Origin of the sequence: Kitasatospora sp. NPDC058162, from assembly GCF_042884005.1 — a bacterium.
GTDB lineage: Bacteria > Actinomycetota > Actinomycetes > Streptomycetales > Streptomycetaceae > Kitasatospora.
Genome location: NZ_JBHVUS010000004.1, coordinates 264,518 through 279,776 on the forward strand (window position 1 = coordinate 264,518; position 15,259 = coordinate 279,776).

Genomic DNA, 15,259 nt, shown 5'->3' on the forward strand with positions numbered 1-15,259 from the left:
GGTGGAAGGGTCAGGACTTCTTCACCGGCGGGTAGCCGGTGGAGGTGGGGGTCAGGGGGCCGAGGCAGAGCACGTACCGCGTCTTGTTCCAGCGGCGGCCGCTCTTGCCCGAGACGGCGCTGGTGGTCTGCGGGGTCTGCCGGCAGCGGGTCACGTCGGTGGTGCCGGTGAACTTCGACAGCACCTTGTAATTCGCTTTGGAATCAGTGCAGTTGACGATCTCGACGCTGCGGGAGCCGCTCACCCGGACACAGTCGCCGGGTTTGGCGCTGCTGACGCTCGGACCGCTGACGAAGTAGCCGACCGCGAGCGCGACGCAGCCGCCGACCGCACCGACGATCCGCAGCTTGGAGCGGGCGCCGCGCTTGGCGGGCGGCGCCGAGGGGGCCGCGCCGGGCTGCGGGTAGCCGTACGGCCCGGCGGGCGGCTGCTGGCCGTACGGCGCCTGCCCGTAGGGCGGCTGGGCGTACGGCGCCTGGGGCTGCGGCTGCTGGGGGTGCGGCGGCTGCCCGTACGGGCCCGGGGCGTACGGCTGCTGCGGGACCGGCGCCTGCCCGTACGGAGGCTGGGCGTACGGCGCCTGGGCGTACCCGGGTGGGGGCGGACCGAAGCCCGGTGCCGCGGGTGGCGGCGGGCCGTACGGGCCGGTCGGTGTGCTCATCAGTTCGTCCCCCGAGACCGAGTGCTGTCGTTCCGACAGGTTTACGTACCTTAGCGACTGGGTCGGACGCAATCGGTCCGGAGGTCGTCGGCGGATTTCGGGACGAGACGGTTTCGATTCCGGTACCGCGCGGTGTCAGTGCGCCCCACCGGGGAGGGGAGCGGACCGCCGGGCGGCCCGCAGGTAGAGGACCGCGGTCAGCCCGTACACCACGGCCACCCCGATCACCATCGGGACGGACCGGCCGGACAGCGGCAGCACCAGCGCCGTGACCAGGGCGGCGGCCACGAAGGCGACGTTGAACAGCACGTCGTAGATGGCGAAGACCCGGCCCCGGAACTCGTCCTCGACCGACTCCTGCACCACGGTGTCGGCGCAGATCTTGGTGCCCTGGGTGACCACCCCGAGCAGCAGGGCGGCGAGCAGGCAGGGCACCAGGGCGAAGGACAGGCCCAGCGCGGGGACGAAGACCACCGGGGCGAGCAGGCAGACCGTCATCCAGCCGGCCAGGCCGAGCCGGCGGGTGCACCAGGGGCTGACCACCGCGGCGATGAAGAACCCGGCGGCCGAGAGCGCGACCGCCTTGCCGAGGGTGGCCAGTCCGGCGGCGCTGTCGGCCGGGTCGTTGAAGGTGTAGCGGGCGAGCATCACCACGACCACGATCAGCACGCCGTAGCAGAACCGGGCCGCGGTGACGGCGGCCAGCGCGTGCACGGCCGGGCGGCAGTCCCGCACCAGGTGGCGGACGGCGGCGCCGAGTCCGACGGCGGCCCGCACCAGCGACTGGCGCAGGGCGGGGCGGTCGGCGTGCTGGTCCGGGCCGAGCAGGTCGCGGTCCATCCGGCGGGCGGCCAGCGCGGCCGACAGGTAGAGCAGCGAGGCGACGGTGACCAGCGCGGCGTCCGCCTTCGGCCCGGGGGCCATCACCTGGTGCAGCAGGAAGCCGATGGCCCCGCCGATGGCGGCGGCGACCGTCCCGAGGGTGGGGGAGAGGGCGTTGGCGGTGACCAGCTGGTCCTGTTCGACCACCCGGGGCAGGGCGGCCGACAGCCCGGCCAGGATGAACCGGTTGAGCGCGGTGACCAGCAGCGCCGAGGCGAAGAACAGCCAGGTCGGCGCCTCGGCCAGGAGCAGCGCGCCGGTGCCCAGGCCCAGTCCGAAGCGGGCCAGGTTGCCGAAGTAGAGCACCTGGCGACGGCGCCAGCGGTCCAGCAGCACCCCGGCGAACGGGCCGATCACCGAGAACGGCAGCAGCATCACGGCCAGCACCGAGGCGATGTCGGCGGGGGAGGACTGCTTCTCGGGGGAGAAGACCACGTAGGCGGCGAGCGAGACCTGGAAGACGCCGTCCGAGAGCTGGGAGAGCACCCGGGCGGTCAGCAGCCGGCGGAAGTCCCGGCCGCGGAGCAGACCGAGGAGCGTGGCGCGGTGCGCGGACTGGTGGGTGCTGCCGTTCTCGGTGATCGCCACCCGCCCAGGGTGCCATGGAACCGGTCACCGTTTCACGTGAAACATTCGCTGCGGAAACGTGAAGGGCTCACGATCAGATGATCGTGAGCCCTTCGGACGCGTTATGAGGCGCGTTATGACGCGTTATGAGCGGTCAGCTCAGCGCTCGACCTCGCCGCGGATGAACTTCTCGACGTTCTCCTTGGCCTCGTCGTCGAAGTACTGGACCGGCGGGGACTTCATGAAGTACGAGGAGGCCGACAGGATCGGGCCACCGATGCCGCGGTCCTTGGCGATCTTCGCGGCGCGGACGGCGTCGATGATGACACCGGCGGAGTTCGGGGAGTCCCAGACCTCGAGCTTGTACTCCAGGTTCAGCGGGACGTCGCCGAACGCGCGACCCTCGAGGCGGACGTACGCCCACTTGCGGTCGTCCAGCCACGCCACGTAGTCCGAGGGACCGATGTGGACGTTCTTGGCGCCCAGCTCGCGGTCGCGGATCTGCGAGGTGACGGCCTGGGTCTTGGAGATCTTCTTGGACTCCAGGCGCTCGCGCTCGAGCATGTTCTTGAAGTCCATGTTGCCGCCGACGTTCAGCTGCATGGTGCGCTCGAGGATGACACCGCGGTCCTCGAACAGCTTGGCCATCACGCGGTGCGTGATGGTGGCGCCGACCTGGGACTTGATGTCGTCACCGACGATCGGCACGCCGGCCTCGGTGAACTTGTCCGCCCACTCCTTGGTGCCCGCGATGAACACCGGGAGGGCGTTCACGAAGGCGACCTTGGCGTCGATGGCGCACTGGGCGTAGAACTTGGCCGCCTGCTCGGAACCGACGGGCAGGTAGCAGACCAGAACGTCGACCTGCTGGTCCTTGAGGACCTGGACGACGTCGACCGGGGCCTCGTCCGACTCCTCGATGGTCTCCCGGTAGTACTTGCCCAGGCCGTCGAGGGTGTGGCCGCGCTGGACGGTCACGCCGGTCGGCGGGACGTCGCAGATCTTGATGGTGTTGTTCTCGCTGCTGCCGATGGCGTCGGCCAGGTCGAAGCCGACCTTCTTGGCGTCGACGTCGAAGGCGGCGACGAACTCCACGTCACGGACGTGGTAGTCACCGAACTGGACGTGCATCAGCCCGGGGACCTTGCCGGCCGGGTCGGCGTCCTTGTAGTACTCGACACCCTGCACCAGCGACGCGGCGCAGTTGCCCACGCCCACGATGGCTACGCGAACCGAACCCATTCCGGTTGCTCCCTGTGATCTCATGAGCGCCGTCGAGGTCGACGGCACTCGTCCTGCTTCTTCGAATGACTGCTTGTACGGGCGCGAGGCGCCCACTCCTACCGCGCGGCACTGGGCTGGCGCGGTGTCAGCGCTCCTGGGCGGAGCGCCCCGGGCGGTCGTACGGTGGCCCGGACGGGTCGGGGGACCCGGTCTCCTGGCCACGGCCGTCCGAAGTCGTGTGGGGTACGGCGGTGGTGTTCCCGCCGGTGGCGGGCCCGGTCCGGCCGGTGCGGTTGGCCCGCTCGGTCTCGATCAGCTCGTTGAGCCACCGGACTTCGCGCTCCACCGACTCCAGGCCGTGCCGCTGGAGTTCGACGGTGTAGTCGTCGAACCGTTCGCGGGCGCGGGCCAACGAGCCGCGCATCCGCTCCAGGCGCTCCTCCAGCCGGCTGCGGCGACCCTCCAGGACGCGCATCCGCACCGCCCGGTCGGTCTGGCCGAAGAAGGCGAAGTGGACGCCGAAGCGCTCGTCCTCCCAGGCCTCCGGACCGGAGTCGGCGAGCAGCTCCTCGAAGCGCTGCTTGCCCTCGGGGGAGAGCCGGTAGACGATCTTCGACCGCTTGCCGTTGAGCGCGGTGGCCGGGACGTACTCGACGTCCGGGTTGTCCTCGACCAGGAAACCCTGGGCGACCAGGCTCTTCAGGCACGGGTAGAGCGTTCCGTAGGAGAGCGCCCGCAGTGCTCCGAGCAGGATGTTGAGCCGCTTGCGCAGCTCGTAGCCGTGCATCGGGGCGTCATGGAGCAGACCGAGAACGGCGAACTCCAGCACTCCTGAGCGCCTGCCCACTGCCGGTGTCCTCCTCCCTGTCGACCCTCGCTCCGGCCGCTGCATCGGCGGTATACCGCTTCGATGTATCGGCTCGATATATCGAGAACAGTAAACCCGACCCCCGGAACGGGCAAGGGGGGCACGCGTGAATGTGATCACAAGCCGACGCGCGGGTGGGGTTGGCAACGGGCGTGTAATGATCTGACGCCGTTTTGCGGGTATTGGCGGCTGATGCCCGATTAGGTGCGTTTTCCCGCTGCGTACGCTGTCGCGTGTGCACGAGGACCAACCTCCGGGGTTAGGGCGGTCCGAGCATCGGACAGGAACCCTGCCTTCAGGCCGACCAGGCCTGGCGAGGAGTGGCTGGAAACATGAGCGAGCGACGGCGAAGGACGCCCAACCCGGGCGGTGACGGGCAGCAGCCGCCGGGTGGCGGAGGCCGTCGGGGTGGCCCCGGCCCCGACGAACTGGGCTCGGAAGGGATCGGCCGCCGACGCCCGCCCGGTGTCCGGGAGACCGCCCAACAACCCCGGATGGGCCGCGCCGAGATGCGCAAGGCCGCCCAGAAGAAGGGTAAGGGCGGTGGTGGCCGCCGCGGTCCCGCCGCCGCTTCCGCCGCGGCCGCCGCGGGCCCCGGCAAGAAGCGCTTCATCGACTACCCGCGCTTCGGCAAGACCGGCGTCCGGCGCTGGCTGCCGTCCTGGAAGCTGGTGTTCAGCGTCTTCCTGGTGTTCTTCGCCATGGGCGTGGGCGGGGTGTTCTACCTCTACCAGACCACCCAGGTGCCGCAGCTCAAGGACCTGGTGAACAACCAGAACACCATCTACTACTGGGCCGACAACACGGAGATGACCCGCAAGGGCGAAACCAACCGTCAGATCGTCGAGCTCCAGGACATCAACCCCACCCTGCAGAACGCCGTCATCTCGGCCGAGAACGAGACCTTCCGCACCGACAGCGGCATCGACCCCAAGGGCATGCTGCGCGCCGTCTACAACATGGCGAAGGGCGGCGAGACCCAGGGCGCCTCGACGATCACCCAGCAGTACGTCAAGAACGCCTACCTCAGCCAGGAACAGACCCTCACCCGCAAGATGAAGGAATTCTTCATCACGCTGAAGATCAACCAGCAGATGCGCAAGGAGGACATCCTCAAGGGGTACCTCAACACCAGCTGGTTCGGCCGCAACGCCAACGGCGCCCAGGCCGCCGCCCAGGCGTACTACGGGGTCAACGCCAAGGACCTGAACCTCTGCCAGAGCGCCATGCTGGCCGGGCTGTTGAAGGGCGCGAACTACTACGACCCCTCCAAGCCGGCCAACCACGACCGCGCGGTGGAGCGGTGGAAGTGGATCCTCGACCGGATGGTGATCACCCACAACGCCACTCCGGAGGAGCGGGCGAAGTGCACCACCTTCCCCGAGCCGATCGCACTGAAGCCCAGCTCCAACATGAACGGTGAGATCAGCTACCTGGTCGACACCGCCAACCAGTACGTGATGTCCACCGACAAGTCGATCACCCAGCAGATGATCGACAAGGGTGGCCTGAAGATCTACACCACCTTCGAGAAGGACAAGGTCGACGCCCTGAAGAAGGCCGTCGACGACGTCAAGGCCGAGAACCTCGACCCGCAGAAGCGGCCCAACAACGACACCTTCGTCCAGTTCGGCGCCGCCAGCATCCGCCCCGGTGACGGTGCGATGGTCGCCATCTACGGCGGCGACGGCGTGGAGAACAACCACTTCGACAACAACGCCAACGCGGGCGGCGTCCAGGTCGGCTCGACCTTCAAGCCCTTCGTGCTGGCCACCGCGATGCAGACCGGCGTGCAGACCGCGAAGGACGCCGACGGCAAGCCGAAGCGGATCAACGCCGACAGCCGCTACCTCGCCGACGACATGTCCGAGATCCGCAAGCCGGACGGCTCGCTGGTGATCGGCGACGACGGCAAGCCCTACCGGCAGAAGAACGAGGACGCCGGCAAGCGCGGCTACGTCTCACTGCGGCAGGCCATGCAGTGGTCGTACAACGTGCCCTTCGTCCAGCTCAACCAGGACGTCGGCGGCCCCGCCGTGGCCGACATGGCCGTGCAGATGGGCATCAAGCGGGAGAGCCTGGCCGACCCGAAGACCGCGACCTTCCCGCTCGGCACCTCCACCATCAGCCCGATCCGGATGGCCACCGGCTACGGCACCCTGGCCGCCAGCGGCAAGGAGGCCGAGCCCTACTCGGTCACCAAGGTCGAGGTGGACGGCAAGGAGCGCCCGGGCTTCGGCAAGAAGGACCCCAAGGTGGCGCTGGAGCCGGCCGTGGCCGACAACGTCACCGACGTGCTGGTGAACGTGGCCAAGAACGGTACCGGTACGAAGACCAACAGCCTGGGTCGCCCGGTGGCCGGCAAGACCGGTACCACCGACCAGAACAAGTCGGCCTGGTGGGTCGGCTACACCCCGCAGCTGGTGACCAGCGTCGCGATGTGGCGCGAGGACCCGACCAAGCACGACCGGGAGTCGCTCAACGGCACCGGCGGCAAGGAGTCCATCCACGGTGGTGACATCCCCACCGACATCTTCACCCGGTACATGAAGGCCGCACTGGCCAACGAGAAGAAGATGGACTTCCCGACCCCGCAGCAGGTCGGCACCGAGGTGGACTCCTCCGGCGCGCCGTCCACGGCCACCGCGACGGCCACCCAGACCGCGACCACCGCCCCGCCGACCACGGCGGAGACCCAGCCGCCGACGCAGCAGCCCAACCAGCCGCCGACGCAGCAGCCCACCCAGGGCACGGGCTGCGTGCCGACCGTCGACTGCCCGCCGACCCCGCCGCCGAGCCCGACCCACAAGCCGAAGCCGACCGATACCAGTTGCGGCCTCATCTTCGGTTGCCCGTCGACGCCGCCGCCCGGCGGCCCCGGCGGCGGGACCGGTGGCCCCGGCGGCGGCAACGGCGGTGGCACCGGCGGTACCGGCGGCAAGCCGACCCCGAGCAGCACCGGCGGCCTCCAAGGCGGCGGAGCGGCCGGGCAGTAGCCAGGTCCGGCCGGTGAGCCGGTGAAACGGTGAGCCGGTGAAACGCTGAAACGGCGGTGGCGGTCCTCCTCGGAGGGCCGCCACCGCCGTTTCGTCACGATTCGCCGCGCCCGCCCCGTCCGTACCACCGGACCACCGCGGGGTCCTCCTCGTCCCGCCGCATCCGGTGCGGCAGGATGTCCGGCATGACGTCGAGCGATCGTGACGAAACCGGCGGCCCGGACGGGCCCGGCGCCGCCGCAGGGCCCACCCCCGCAGCCGTCGCCACCGCCGCGCCACCGGCCAACACCGTGGTCGTCCCGGCCGACGAGGACCGGGTGGCGGCGGCCGGCAGCGAGGTGTTCGGCGGCCCGCCCGGCCGGCGGGCGCTGCTCGGCGTCTCCTGGTGGATCCCGGTGCGGGTGCTGGCGCTGGCGGTGATCGTGGTCTCGGCGCTCGGCATGGCGCACAACCTGCCCTGCTACGACCAGGCCTGGTTCCAGCCGGGCTCGCCGCAGTACATCCACGCCTGCTACAGCGACATCCCGCACCTGTTCTCCGGCCGCGGCTTCGCCGCCGGGCTGCACCCGTACGTGGACCGGATCCCCGGCACCACGGGGGACCTCCAGTACCTGGAGTACCCGGTGCTGACCGGCCTGTTCATGCAGGTCGCGGCCTGGCTGACGCCCGGCGGCGGCACCGAGCAGGCCCAGGAGCAGTGGTTCTGGGCGATCAACGCCGGACTGCTGATGGCCTGCGCCGTGGTGGCCGCGGTCGCGCTCTCGCGCACCCACCGCCGTCGTCCCTGGGACGCGATGCTGTTCGCGCTCTCGCCGGTCCTGCTGCTCAACGGCACGGTCAACTGGGACCTGCTCGCGGTCGCCCTGGCCGCCGTGGCGATGGCCTGGTGGTCCGGCTCCCGGCCGGGCTGGGCCGGCGTCTTCATCGGCCTGGCCACCGCCGCCAAGCTCTACCCGCTGCTGCTGCTCGGCCCGTTGCTGGTGCTCTGCTGGCGGGCCGGGAAGTGGCGCGAGTTCCGGGTGGTGCTGGGCGGCGCGGTGGGCGCCTGGCTGCTGGTCAACCTGCCGATCATGCTGGCCAACTGGCAGGGCTGGTCGACGTTCTACGTGTTCAGCGAGCACCGCGGCGAGGACTACGGCTCGTTCTGGCTGATCCTGATGCAGAGCCGCGGCGTGGGGCTGGCCGACCTCGACCTCTACATCGGCGTGCTGATGGTGGTGGGCTGCGCGGCCATAGCGTGGCTCGGCCTCTCGGCGCCCCGCCGGCCGCGGTTCGCGCAGCTGGCCTTCCTGGTGGTCGCGCTGTTCGTGCTGGTCAACAAGGTCTACTCGCCGCAGTACGCGCTCTGGCTGCTGCCGCTCGCGGCGCTGGCCCGGCCGCGCTGGCGCGACCTGCTGATCTGGCAGGCCTGCGAGGTGCTCTACACCCTGGGCATCTGGTCCCACCTGGGCTTCGTCACCGGGCCCAAGCAGCACGGGATCGGCGAGTCCTGGTACCACTTCGCGATCGTGCTGCACCTGCTCGGCACGCTCTACCTGGTCGTGCTGGTGGTCCGGGACGCCCTGTACCCGGACCGCGACCCGGTCCGCTGGGACGGCACCGACGACCCCTCCGGCGGGGTGCTCGACGGCGCTCCGGACGCCTTCTCGCTGGGCACCGCCCGGCGGCTGCACGAGGAGGAGAGCTACGCCGGATACGCGCCGGCCGGCTCCTTCGAGCAGTGGCTGGACGAGCCACGGCTGTCGGAGCCGGCCGAGAAGCGGTTGTAGCCCGAGGGCCCGTCTCCGAGGACGGGCCCTACGGCGTGCCGGACTAGCGGTCCACCACGCGGTCGAAGTGCGTGGTGGTGTGGCGGACCTGGAGGCCCAGCTCCTCGCCGATCGCGGGGGGTGCGGTCTCCGCGTCCAGGAACAGCAGCGAGACCTGCATGTGCGGCGGCTCGGCGAACCAGAGCTGCTTGCCTGCCCAGTGGAACGGCGACTTGGTCTTGTTGACGGTCGCCAGACCGGCCCGGGCGATGCCCTTGGCACGCGCGCCCATGCTGGCCACGTACTTGGGGGCCTCCAGGCCGATGCCGTGCGCGGTGCCGCCGGCGACCACCAGGATGTGGCCGTCGGAGGGCGCCGGGTGCTGGCGGTAGCCGTAGCGCTCGCCCTTCTTCAGCGGGGTGACGTCCAGCACCGTGGCCCGGACCTCCAGCGCGCCGTGGTCGCCCAGCCAGAGCCGGGTGCCGATCCGGGCCCGGAAGACGGTGTCCGGGTAGCGCTGGGACAGCTGGTCCATGCCGGCCGCGCCCAGGTGGCTGACGAAGACGGTGTGCACCGGGATGCCGGCCGCCTTCGCGGTGTCCACCCAGTACACGACCTCCTCGACCGGGCTGGAGCCGTCCGGCCGGTCCATCGGCAGGTGCAGGGCGAGGCCCTCGAAGGAGACGCCGTCCAACTCGGCGGCGACGGTGTGCAGGTCGGCCGCGCTGACGCCGTGCCGGCGCATGGTGGTCATGCACTCCAGCACCACCCGGGCGCCGTGCAGCGCGCGCAGCGCGTCCACGCTGGCCACCGTCCGGATCACCCGGGCGTGCGGCAGCGGGAGCACCTCCTCGCCGACCCGGTAGGGGGTGAGCACCAGCAGCTCGCCGCCGTACCACTCGGCGGCGTCGGCCGCCTCGTACGCGGTGCCGACGGCCAGCACACCGGTGCCGAGCAGCGTCGCCTCCTCGGCCAGCCGGTGGTTGCCCAGGCCGTAGCCGTTCCCCTTGGCGACGGGCACCAGGCCGGGGAACTCGGCCAGGACGGTGCGCTGGTGGGTCCGCCAGCGTTCGGTGTCGAGGTAGAGCGACAGCGTCATCGGGGCAGCCTCCTCAGCGGCGGGACATGTAGAGGTCGAGGGCCTTGTGCAGCAGCTTGTTCAGCGGGAAGTCCCACTCGCCGAGGTACTCGGCCGCCTGGCCGCCGGTGCCGACCTTGAACTGGATCAGGCCGAACAGGTGGTCGTTCTCGTCCAGGGTGTCGCTGATGCCGCGCAGGTCGTACACGCCGCCGCCGAGGGCGTAGGCGTCGCGCATCATCCGCCACTGGATGGCGTTGGACGGCTTGACCTCGCGCTTGTGGTTGGCCGAGGCGCCGTAGGAGTACCAGACGTGCTCGCCGACCACCAGCATCGTGGTCGCGGCCAGCGGCTCGCCCTCGTGGTAGGCGATGTAGAGCCGCATCCGGTTCTGGTCCTCGGCGGTGAGGGCCTGCCACATGCGCTGGAAGTAGGACAGCGGGCGCGGGGTGAACTTGTCGCGCTCGGCGGTCACCAGGTAGAGCTGGTGGAAGATCGGCAGCTCGTCGTAGCCGCCCTGGTAGACCTCGACGCCGCTCTTCTCGGCCTTCTTGATGTTGCGGCGCCAGAGCTGGTTGAAGTTCTTGTGGATGTCGTCCAGCGAGCGGTTGGCCAGCGGCACCTGGAAGACGTAGCGCGGCTGGACGTCGCCGAAGCCGGCGCCGCCGTCCTCGCCCTGCAGCCAGCCGGCCTTGCGCAGCCGGTCGGCCACCTCGAAGGCGCGCGCCTCGTACCAGTCGGCCTCGACGTCGCGCAGGCGCTTGGCCTGCTTGGCGGCGATGGCCTCCTTGATGGTGGGGGCGTTCCAGCGGCGGATGACGATCGGCGGGCCCATCTTCACCGAGAACGCGCCCTGGGACTTGAGGTGGGCGAGCATCGGGGAGAGCCAGCGGTCCAGGTCGCGGTCGAACCAGTCGATCACCGGGCCCTCGGGCAGGTAGGCCAGGTAGCGCTTGACCTTCGGCAGCTGCCGGTAGAGCACCAGGCCCGCGCCGACCAGCTGGTTGGCGTCGTCGAACCAGCCGATCGACTCCGAGCGCCACTCGGCCTTCACGTCGCCCCAGGACGGCACCTGCATGTGGCTGGCCGAGGCGCGGCTCCTGATGAAGGCGAGGTGCTCCTCGCGGGTGATCGTCCTCAGGCGCAGGCTCATTGCTCGGTGCTCCTCGTCGGTCGGGCTGCGGTCGGCCCCAGGTTCTCGGGCTGACCTTATCGTCCGGGGCCCGGGCGCCCGCCGGTGCGGGCACGACGGCGCCCCCGTCGGGTACCTGTCTCCTTGCAGATACGCGACGGGGGCGCCGGGGGTTCCTGGGGCCGGGTGCTCAGCCCCAGAGGCCGCCGCGGGCGATGCCGAGGTAGAAGCCGATCGCGGAGGCGCCGAGCGTGATCATCAGGACGAAGCGTTCGGCGGTGGTGACCGAGACGAACATGCCCCACAGGCCGGTGACGATCCCGGCCAGGCCGGTCCACGAGGTCAGCAGGTGCAGGTTGTAGAAGAACGAGGTGGTGAAGGCGATCACGCCCAGGACGGCCGTCAGGGCCACCAGGGTGTTCTCGCGGGGGTGCGGGTGGCCGTCGGTGTTCAGCGTGAGGGCGGGCATGCGGTGGACGGACTGGGCCATGTGTCCCACCTCCTGGCGTGGAGACGAACGGGCAGGAATCCCGTTCCGTCCAGATTGCGGCGGTTGGGTCCGTCTCACAACCCCTATGCGTTTTGTTCGGCCGTCCGGGTGCAGGTAGGCTGTGCCGTCTGCACTGGTGTAGTTGTGCCCCCTTGCGCCCTCTTCCGGGTCGGCGGGGCCCGACTGTCCGACCCGGCCGCTACGGTGGCCGGAGTCGTCACCGCGCCGGTGCCGACGCTACGCACAACCCTCCTGCCACGGAGAGACCGTGGCCGCTGAGTCCAAAGGAGGTGGGTTACTCATGCGTCACTACGAGCTGATGGTCATCCTCGACCCCTCGGTCGAGGAGCGCGCTGTCTCCCCCCTGATCGAGAACTTCCTCACCGTCGTCCGCAACGCCGGCGGCAAGGTGGAGAAGGTCGACACCTGGGGTCGTCGCCGTCTGGCTTACGAGATCAACAAGCAGTCCGAGGGCATCTACTCGGTCATCGACCTCAAGGCCACGCCTGAGGTCGTCAAGGAGCTCGACCGCCAGATGGGCCTGAGCGAGTCGGTTCTGCGGACCAAGGTCCTGCGCCCGGACACCCACTGAGCCACCTCTGAGGCCTTCGGGTCTCGGGTAGCTCGCGTCCGCTGTTTCACGTGAAACAGCGGTGAACGGACATCTTCCCGAGAGGTCATCACCACCATGGCAGGCGAGACCGTCATCACCCTCGTCGGCAATCTCGTCGACGACCCCGAGCTGCGCTTCACCCCGTCGGGTGCGGCGGTCGCGAAGTTCCGCATCGCGTCCACCCCCCGCACCTTCGACCGTCAGACGAACGAGTGGAAGGACGGCGAGAGCCTCTTCCTCACGTGCAACGTCTGGCGGCAGCCGGCGGAGAACGTGGCCGAGTCGCTGCAGCGCGGCATGCGCGTCATCGTGCAGGGCCGACTGCGCCAGCGGTCTTACGAGACCAAGGAAGGCGAGAAGCGGACGGTCTTCGAGGTCGAGGTCGACGAGGTGGGCCCGAGCCTGCGCTCGGCGACCGCGAAGGTCACCCGGGCCAACCGGTCCGGCGCCCCCGGTGGCGGCTTCGGCGGCCAGCAGGGTGGCGGCCAGGGCGGTTGGAACGGCGGCGGCGGTGGCGGCCAGCAGGGCGGCGGCAGCTGGGGTGGAAACTCCGGCGGCGGCCAGTCCGGCCCCTCCGACGACCCGTGGGCGTCCAGCGCTCCGTCCTCCGGTGGAAACCAGGGCGGCGGCGGCTGGGGCGGCGCCCCGTCCGGCGGCGGCTACTCGGAAGAGCCCCCGTTCTAAGAGCTGACAGATTTCGTGCGGCCCGGCCGCAGGCGTCCCCGGACGCCGGTCGGGCCGTGAACCCCAAATGGAGCACACCATGGCGAAGCCGCCTGCTCGCAAGCCGAAGAAGAAGGTTTGCGTCTTCTGCAAGGACAAGGTCAACTACGTTGACTACAAGGACACGAACCTGCTGCGGAAGTACATCTCCGACCGCGGAAAGATCCGTGCCCGCCGTGTCACCGGCAACTGCACCCAGCACCAGCGTGACGTCGCCACGGCCGTGAAGAACAGCCGTGAGATGGCGCTGCTGCCCTACACCAGCACCGCGCGCTAAGAGAGGGTGACCGAGTAATGAAGATCATCCTCACGCACGAGGTTCCGGGTCTCGGCTCCGCCGGCGAGGTCGTCGAGGTCAAGGACGGCTACGCCCGCAACTTCCTGGTCCCGCGTGGCTTCGCCATCCGCTGGACCAAGGGTGGCCAGAAGGACGTCGACGCGATCCGTCGCGCCCGCAAGATCCACGCGATCCAGACCCTCGACGCCGCCAACGACGTCAAGGGCAAGCTCGAGGGCGTCCAGGTCAAGCTGGCCGTTCGCTCGGGCGACGCCGGCCGTCTGTTCGGCTCGGTGACCCAGGCCGACGTCGTCGAGGCCATCAAGGCCGCCGGCGGCCCGGCTGTGGACAAGCGCGCCGTCGCGATCGCCTCGCCGATCAAGACCGTGGGCACCCACAAGGTCTCGGTCAAGCTGCACTCGGACGTCGTGGCCAACCTCGACGTCGCCGTCGTGGCTGCCTGAGTTCCGTAGCACTGGCCTGAGGGCCGGACTCCCCACGGGGGGTCCGGCCCTCGGTCGTTCCCGGGCTCCGTCAGCCGCGCACGGCCCCGGTGACCAGCCAGCGGCCGCCGCGGGCGCGGGCGACCAGGAAGACCGCCCGGACCAGCATGAACAGGTTCATCGCCCACCACAGCCCGGCCAGCCCGGTGCCGGTGGCCGGCACCAGCAGGGCCGCCGGGACGAACACCGCCAGGGTGGCGAGCGCCGCCCGGGCCAGGTACGGGCCGTCCCCGGCGCCCATCAGCACGCCGTCCAGCACGAAGACCAGGCCGGCCACCGGCTGGCAGAGCGCGAGCAGCAGCAGGGCCGTGTGCAGCTGCCCCTGGACCACCGGATCGGGGGTGAACAGGGGGACGTACAGCGGGCGGGCGAGCACCACCAGCAGGCCCAGCAGCACCCCGGAGCCCAGGCCCCACTCGACCATCCGCCGGGTGGCCGCGCGGGCGCCCGGGACGTCCGAGGCGCCCAGGTAGCGGCCGATGATGGCCTGGCCGGCGATCGCGATGGCGTCCAGTGCGAAGGCCAGGAAGCTGAACAGCGTCATGGCGATCTGGTGCGCGGCCACCTGGTCGTCGCCGAGCCGGGCGGCCACCGCGGTGGCGATCATCAGCACCGCGCGCAGGCTGACCGTGCGCACCAGTAGCGGGCCGCCCGCCCTGGCCCCGGCCCGGATGCCCGCTGGGTCCGGCCGCAGCGAGGCCCGCTCCCGGCGGGCGCCGCGGACCACCACGACCAGGTAGACCACGGCCATCCCGGTCTGGGTCAGCACGGTGCCCCAGGCCGAGCCGGCCACCCCGAGCCCGGCGCCGTACACCAGGCCGGCGTTCAGGCCGATGTTGGCGGTGAAGCCCGCGACGGCCACCAGCAGTGGCGTACGGGTGTCCTGGAGGCCGCGCAGCACCCCGGTGGCGGCCAGCACCAGCAGCATCGCCGGGATGCCCAGGGAGCTGATCCGCAGGTACGTCACGGCGTACGGCGCCGCGGTGGGCGAGGCGCCCAGCACCTCGGCGGCCCAGGGGGCCAGCAGCAGGGTGAGCAGGACCACCGGGACGGCCAGGCCGAGGGCGAGCCAGAGGCCGTCGACGCCCTGCTGGACGGCGCCCCGGCGGTCCCCGGCGCCGATCCGGCGGGCGACCGCGGCGGTGGTGGCGTAGGCGAGGAAGACGAACACCCCGGTCGCGGTGGTGAGGGCGGCGGAGGCGACGCCCACCCCGGCGAGCTGGGGGGTGCCGAGGTGGCCGACGATCGCGGAGTCGGCCATCAGGAACAGCGGCTCGGCGACCAGCGCGCCGAAGGCGGGCACCGCCAGGGCGAGGATCTCGCGGTCGTGGCTGCGTCGGTTGCGGCCGGGGCGGTCGGGGTCGGGCTCGTCGGGGCTGCGTCTGGAGGGCTCGGCGGGGGCGGTGCTCATGCGCTCCAGGGTACTCATCCACAGGTAAGAGGCCAATGGCCTATTCAGTCATTACTCGAACCTATGGGCGGCGAGCTCCGCCCGGT

Annotated in this window: 14 protein-coding genes; 6 read left to right on the plus strand and 8 right to left on the minus strand. The window is 70.6% G+C overall.

Annotation, left to right across the window (positions count from 1 at the left end; genetic code table 11):
* Positions 1 to 10: 10 nt before the first annotated feature.
* The 4 genes from ACFVXG_RS10320 to ACFVXG_RS10335 form a co-directional block, all read right to left on the minus strand.
* Positions 11 to 661 carry a hypothetical protein gene (locus ACFVXG_RS10320; protein ID WP_387926147.1) on the minus strand — a complete coding sequence of 217 codons (651 nt, stop codon included), beginning with the start codon at positions 659 to 661 and terminating at the stop codon, positions 11 to 13.
* Between the two features lie 135 nt (positions 662 to 796).
* Entirely contained in the window at positions 797 to 2,131 is a 1,335-nt protein-coding gene (locus tag ACFVXG_RS10325) for an MFS transporter (protein WP_387926149.1), read from the minus strand.
* Positions 2,132 to 2,269: 138 nt separating this feature from the next.
* The gene (locus tag ACFVXG_RS10330; protein WP_360227589.1) at positions 2,270 to 3,352 is read right to left on the minus strand and encodes an inositol-3-phosphate synthase; all 1,083 of its coding nucleotides are present in this window, start codon (positions 3,350 to 3,352) and stop codon (positions 2,270 to 2,272) included.
* 127 nt (positions 3,353 to 3,479) lie between these two features.
* The gene (locus tag ACFVXG_RS10335) at positions 3,480 to 4,181 is read right to left on the minus strand and encodes a PadR family transcriptional regulator (protein WP_387926151.1); all 702 of its coding nucleotides are present in this window, start codon (positions 4,179 to 4,181) and stop codon (positions 3,480 to 3,482) included.
* 353 nt (positions 4,182 to 4,534) lie between these two features.
* Here ACFVXG_RS10335 and ACFVXG_RS10340 point away from each other — a divergent pair, with 353 nt between their 5' ends.
* Positions 4,535 to 7,198, plus strand: coding sequence for a transglycosylase domain-containing protein (locus ACFVXG_RS10340; protein ID WP_387926153.1), 2,664 nt, complete (start codon positions 4,535 to 4,537; stop codon positions 7,196 to 7,198).
* 185 nt (positions 7,199 to 7,383) lie between these two features.
* Complete coding sequence (locus tag ACFVXG_RS10345; RefSeq protein ID WP_387926155.1) at positions 7,384 to 8,967, plus strand: glycosyltransferase family 87 protein; 1,584 nt, start codon at positions 7,384 to 7,386, stop codon at positions 8,965 to 8,967.
* Positions 8,968 to 9,010: 43 nt separating this feature from the next.
* Here ACFVXG_RS10345 and ACFVXG_RS10350 read toward each other — a convergent pair whose 3' ends face one another.
* The 3 genes from ACFVXG_RS10350 to ACFVXG_RS10360 all read right to left on the minus strand — a co-directional run bounded on the left by ACFVXG_RS10350 (position 9,011) and on the right by ACFVXG_RS10360 (position 11,646).
* A complete protein-coding gene (locus ACFVXG_RS10350) occupies positions 9,011 to 10,045 on the minus strand; it encodes an alanine racemase (RefSeq protein ID WP_387926156.1) in 1,035 nt (344 codons plus the stop codon).
* 13 nt (positions 10,046 to 10,058) lie between these two features.
* A complete protein-coding gene (locus ACFVXG_RS10355; protein WP_350506554.1) occupies positions 10,059 to 11,177 on the minus strand; it encodes a peptidoglycan bridge formation glycyltransferase FemA/FemB family protein in 1,119 nt (372 codons plus the stop codon).
* A gap of 169 nt (positions 11,178 to 11,346) precedes the next feature.
* Positions 11,347 to 11,646 (minus strand): hypothetical protein, encoded by a 300-nt coding sequence (locus ACFVXG_RS10360; protein ID WP_030059643.1) that lies wholly within the window; start codon positions 11,644 to 11,646, stop codon positions 11,347 to 11,349.
* A gap of 301 nt (positions 11,647 to 11,947) precedes the next feature.
* Between ACFVXG_RS10360 and rpsF the strand changes: the two genes are divergently transcribed.
* The 4 genes from rpsF (at position 11,948) to rplI (ending at position 13,723) form a co-directional block, all read left to right on the plus strand.
* Positions 11,948 to 12,238, plus strand: a complete 291-nt coding sequence (gene rpsF, locus ACFVXG_RS10365) for a 30S ribosomal protein S6 (RefSeq protein ID WP_350506556.1) — start codon at positions 11,948 to 11,950, stop codon at positions 12,236 to 12,238.
* Between the two features lie 96 nt (positions 12,239 to 12,334).
* Complete coding sequence (locus tag ACFVXG_RS10370) at positions 12,335 to 12,943, plus strand: single-stranded DNA-binding protein (RefSeq protein ID WP_387926159.1); 609 nt, start codon at positions 12,335 to 12,337, stop codon at positions 12,941 to 12,943.
* A 79-nt stretch (positions 12,944 to 13,022) separates the two neighbouring features.
* The gene (rpsR, locus tag ACFVXG_RS10375) at positions 13,023 to 13,259 is read left to right on the plus strand and encodes a 30S ribosomal protein S18 (protein WP_030059640.1); all 237 of its coding nucleotides are present in this window, start codon (positions 13,023 to 13,025) and stop codon (positions 13,257 to 13,259) included.
* A 17-nt stretch (positions 13,260 to 13,276) separates the two neighbouring features.
* Entirely contained in the window at positions 13,277 to 13,723 is a 447-nt protein-coding gene (gene rplI / locus ACFVXG_RS10380; protein ID WP_350506558.1) for a 50S ribosomal protein L9, read from the plus strand.
* Between the two features lie 70 nt (positions 13,724 to 13,793).
* On the opposite strand, the gene ACFVXG_RS10385 is transcribed toward rplI, so the two are convergent.
* Positions 13,794 to 15,173 carry an MATE family efflux transporter gene (locus ACFVXG_RS10385; RefSeq protein WP_387926161.1) on the minus strand — a complete coding sequence of 460 codons (1,380 nt, stop codon included), beginning with the start codon at positions 15,171 to 15,173 and terminating at the stop codon, positions 13,794 to 13,796.
* Positions 15,174 to 15,259 lie beyond the last annotated feature (86 nt).

What these genes read in the sequence shown, in the direction of transcription:
- ACFVXG_RS10370 (WP_387926159.1), top strand. Translation starts at nt 12,335, where the DNA reads ATGGCAGGCGAGACCGTCATCACCCTCGTCGGCAATCTCGTCGACGAC.
- ACFVXG_RS10345 (WP_387926155.1), top strand. Translation starts at nt 7,384, where the DNA reads ATGACGTCGAGCGATCGTGACGAAACCGGCGGCCCGGACGGGCCCGGC.
- rpsR (WP_030059640.1), top strand. Translation starts at nt 13,023, where the DNA reads ATGGCGAAGCCGCCTGCTCGCAAGCCGAAGAAGAAGGTTTGCGTCTTC.
- ACFVXG_RS10320 (WP_387926147.1), bottom strand. Translation starts at nt 661, where the DNA reads ATGAGCACACCGACCGGCCCGTACGGCCCGCCGCCACCCGCGGCACCG.
- ACFVXG_RS10385 (WP_387926161.1), bottom strand. Translation starts at nt 15,173, where the DNA reads ATGAGCACCGCCCCCGCCGAGCCCTCCAGACGCAGCCCCGACGAGCCC.
- ACFVXG_RS10340 (WP_387926153.1), top strand. Translation starts at nt 4,535, where the DNA reads ATGAGCGAGCGACGGCGAAGGACGCCCAACCCGGGCGGTGACGGGCAG.
- rpsF (WP_350506556.1), top strand. Translation starts at nt 11,948, where the DNA reads ATGCGTCACTACGAGCTGATGGTCATCCTCGACCCCTCGGTCGAGGAG.
- rplI (WP_350506558.1), top strand. Translation starts at nt 13,277, where the DNA reads ATGAAGATCATCCTCACGCACGAGGTTCCGGGTCTCGGCTCCGCCGGC.
- ACFVXG_RS10350 (WP_387926156.1), bottom strand. Translation starts at nt 10,045, where the DNA reads ATGACGCTGTCGCTCTACCTCGACACCGAACGCTGGCGGACCCACCAG.
- ACFVXG_RS10330 (WP_360227589.1), bottom strand. Translation starts at nt 3,352, where the DNA reads ATGGGTTCGGTTCGCGTAGCCATCGTGGGCGTGGGCAACTGCGCCGCG.
- ACFVXG_RS10355 (WP_350506554.1), bottom strand. Translation starts at nt 11,177, where the DNA reads ATGAGCCTGCGCCTGAGGACGATCACCCGCGAGGAGCACCTCGCCTTC.
- ACFVXG_RS10360 (WP_030059643.1), bottom strand. Translation starts at nt 11,646, where the DNA reads ATGGCCCAGTCCGTCCACCGCATGCCCGCCCTCACGCTGAACACCGAC.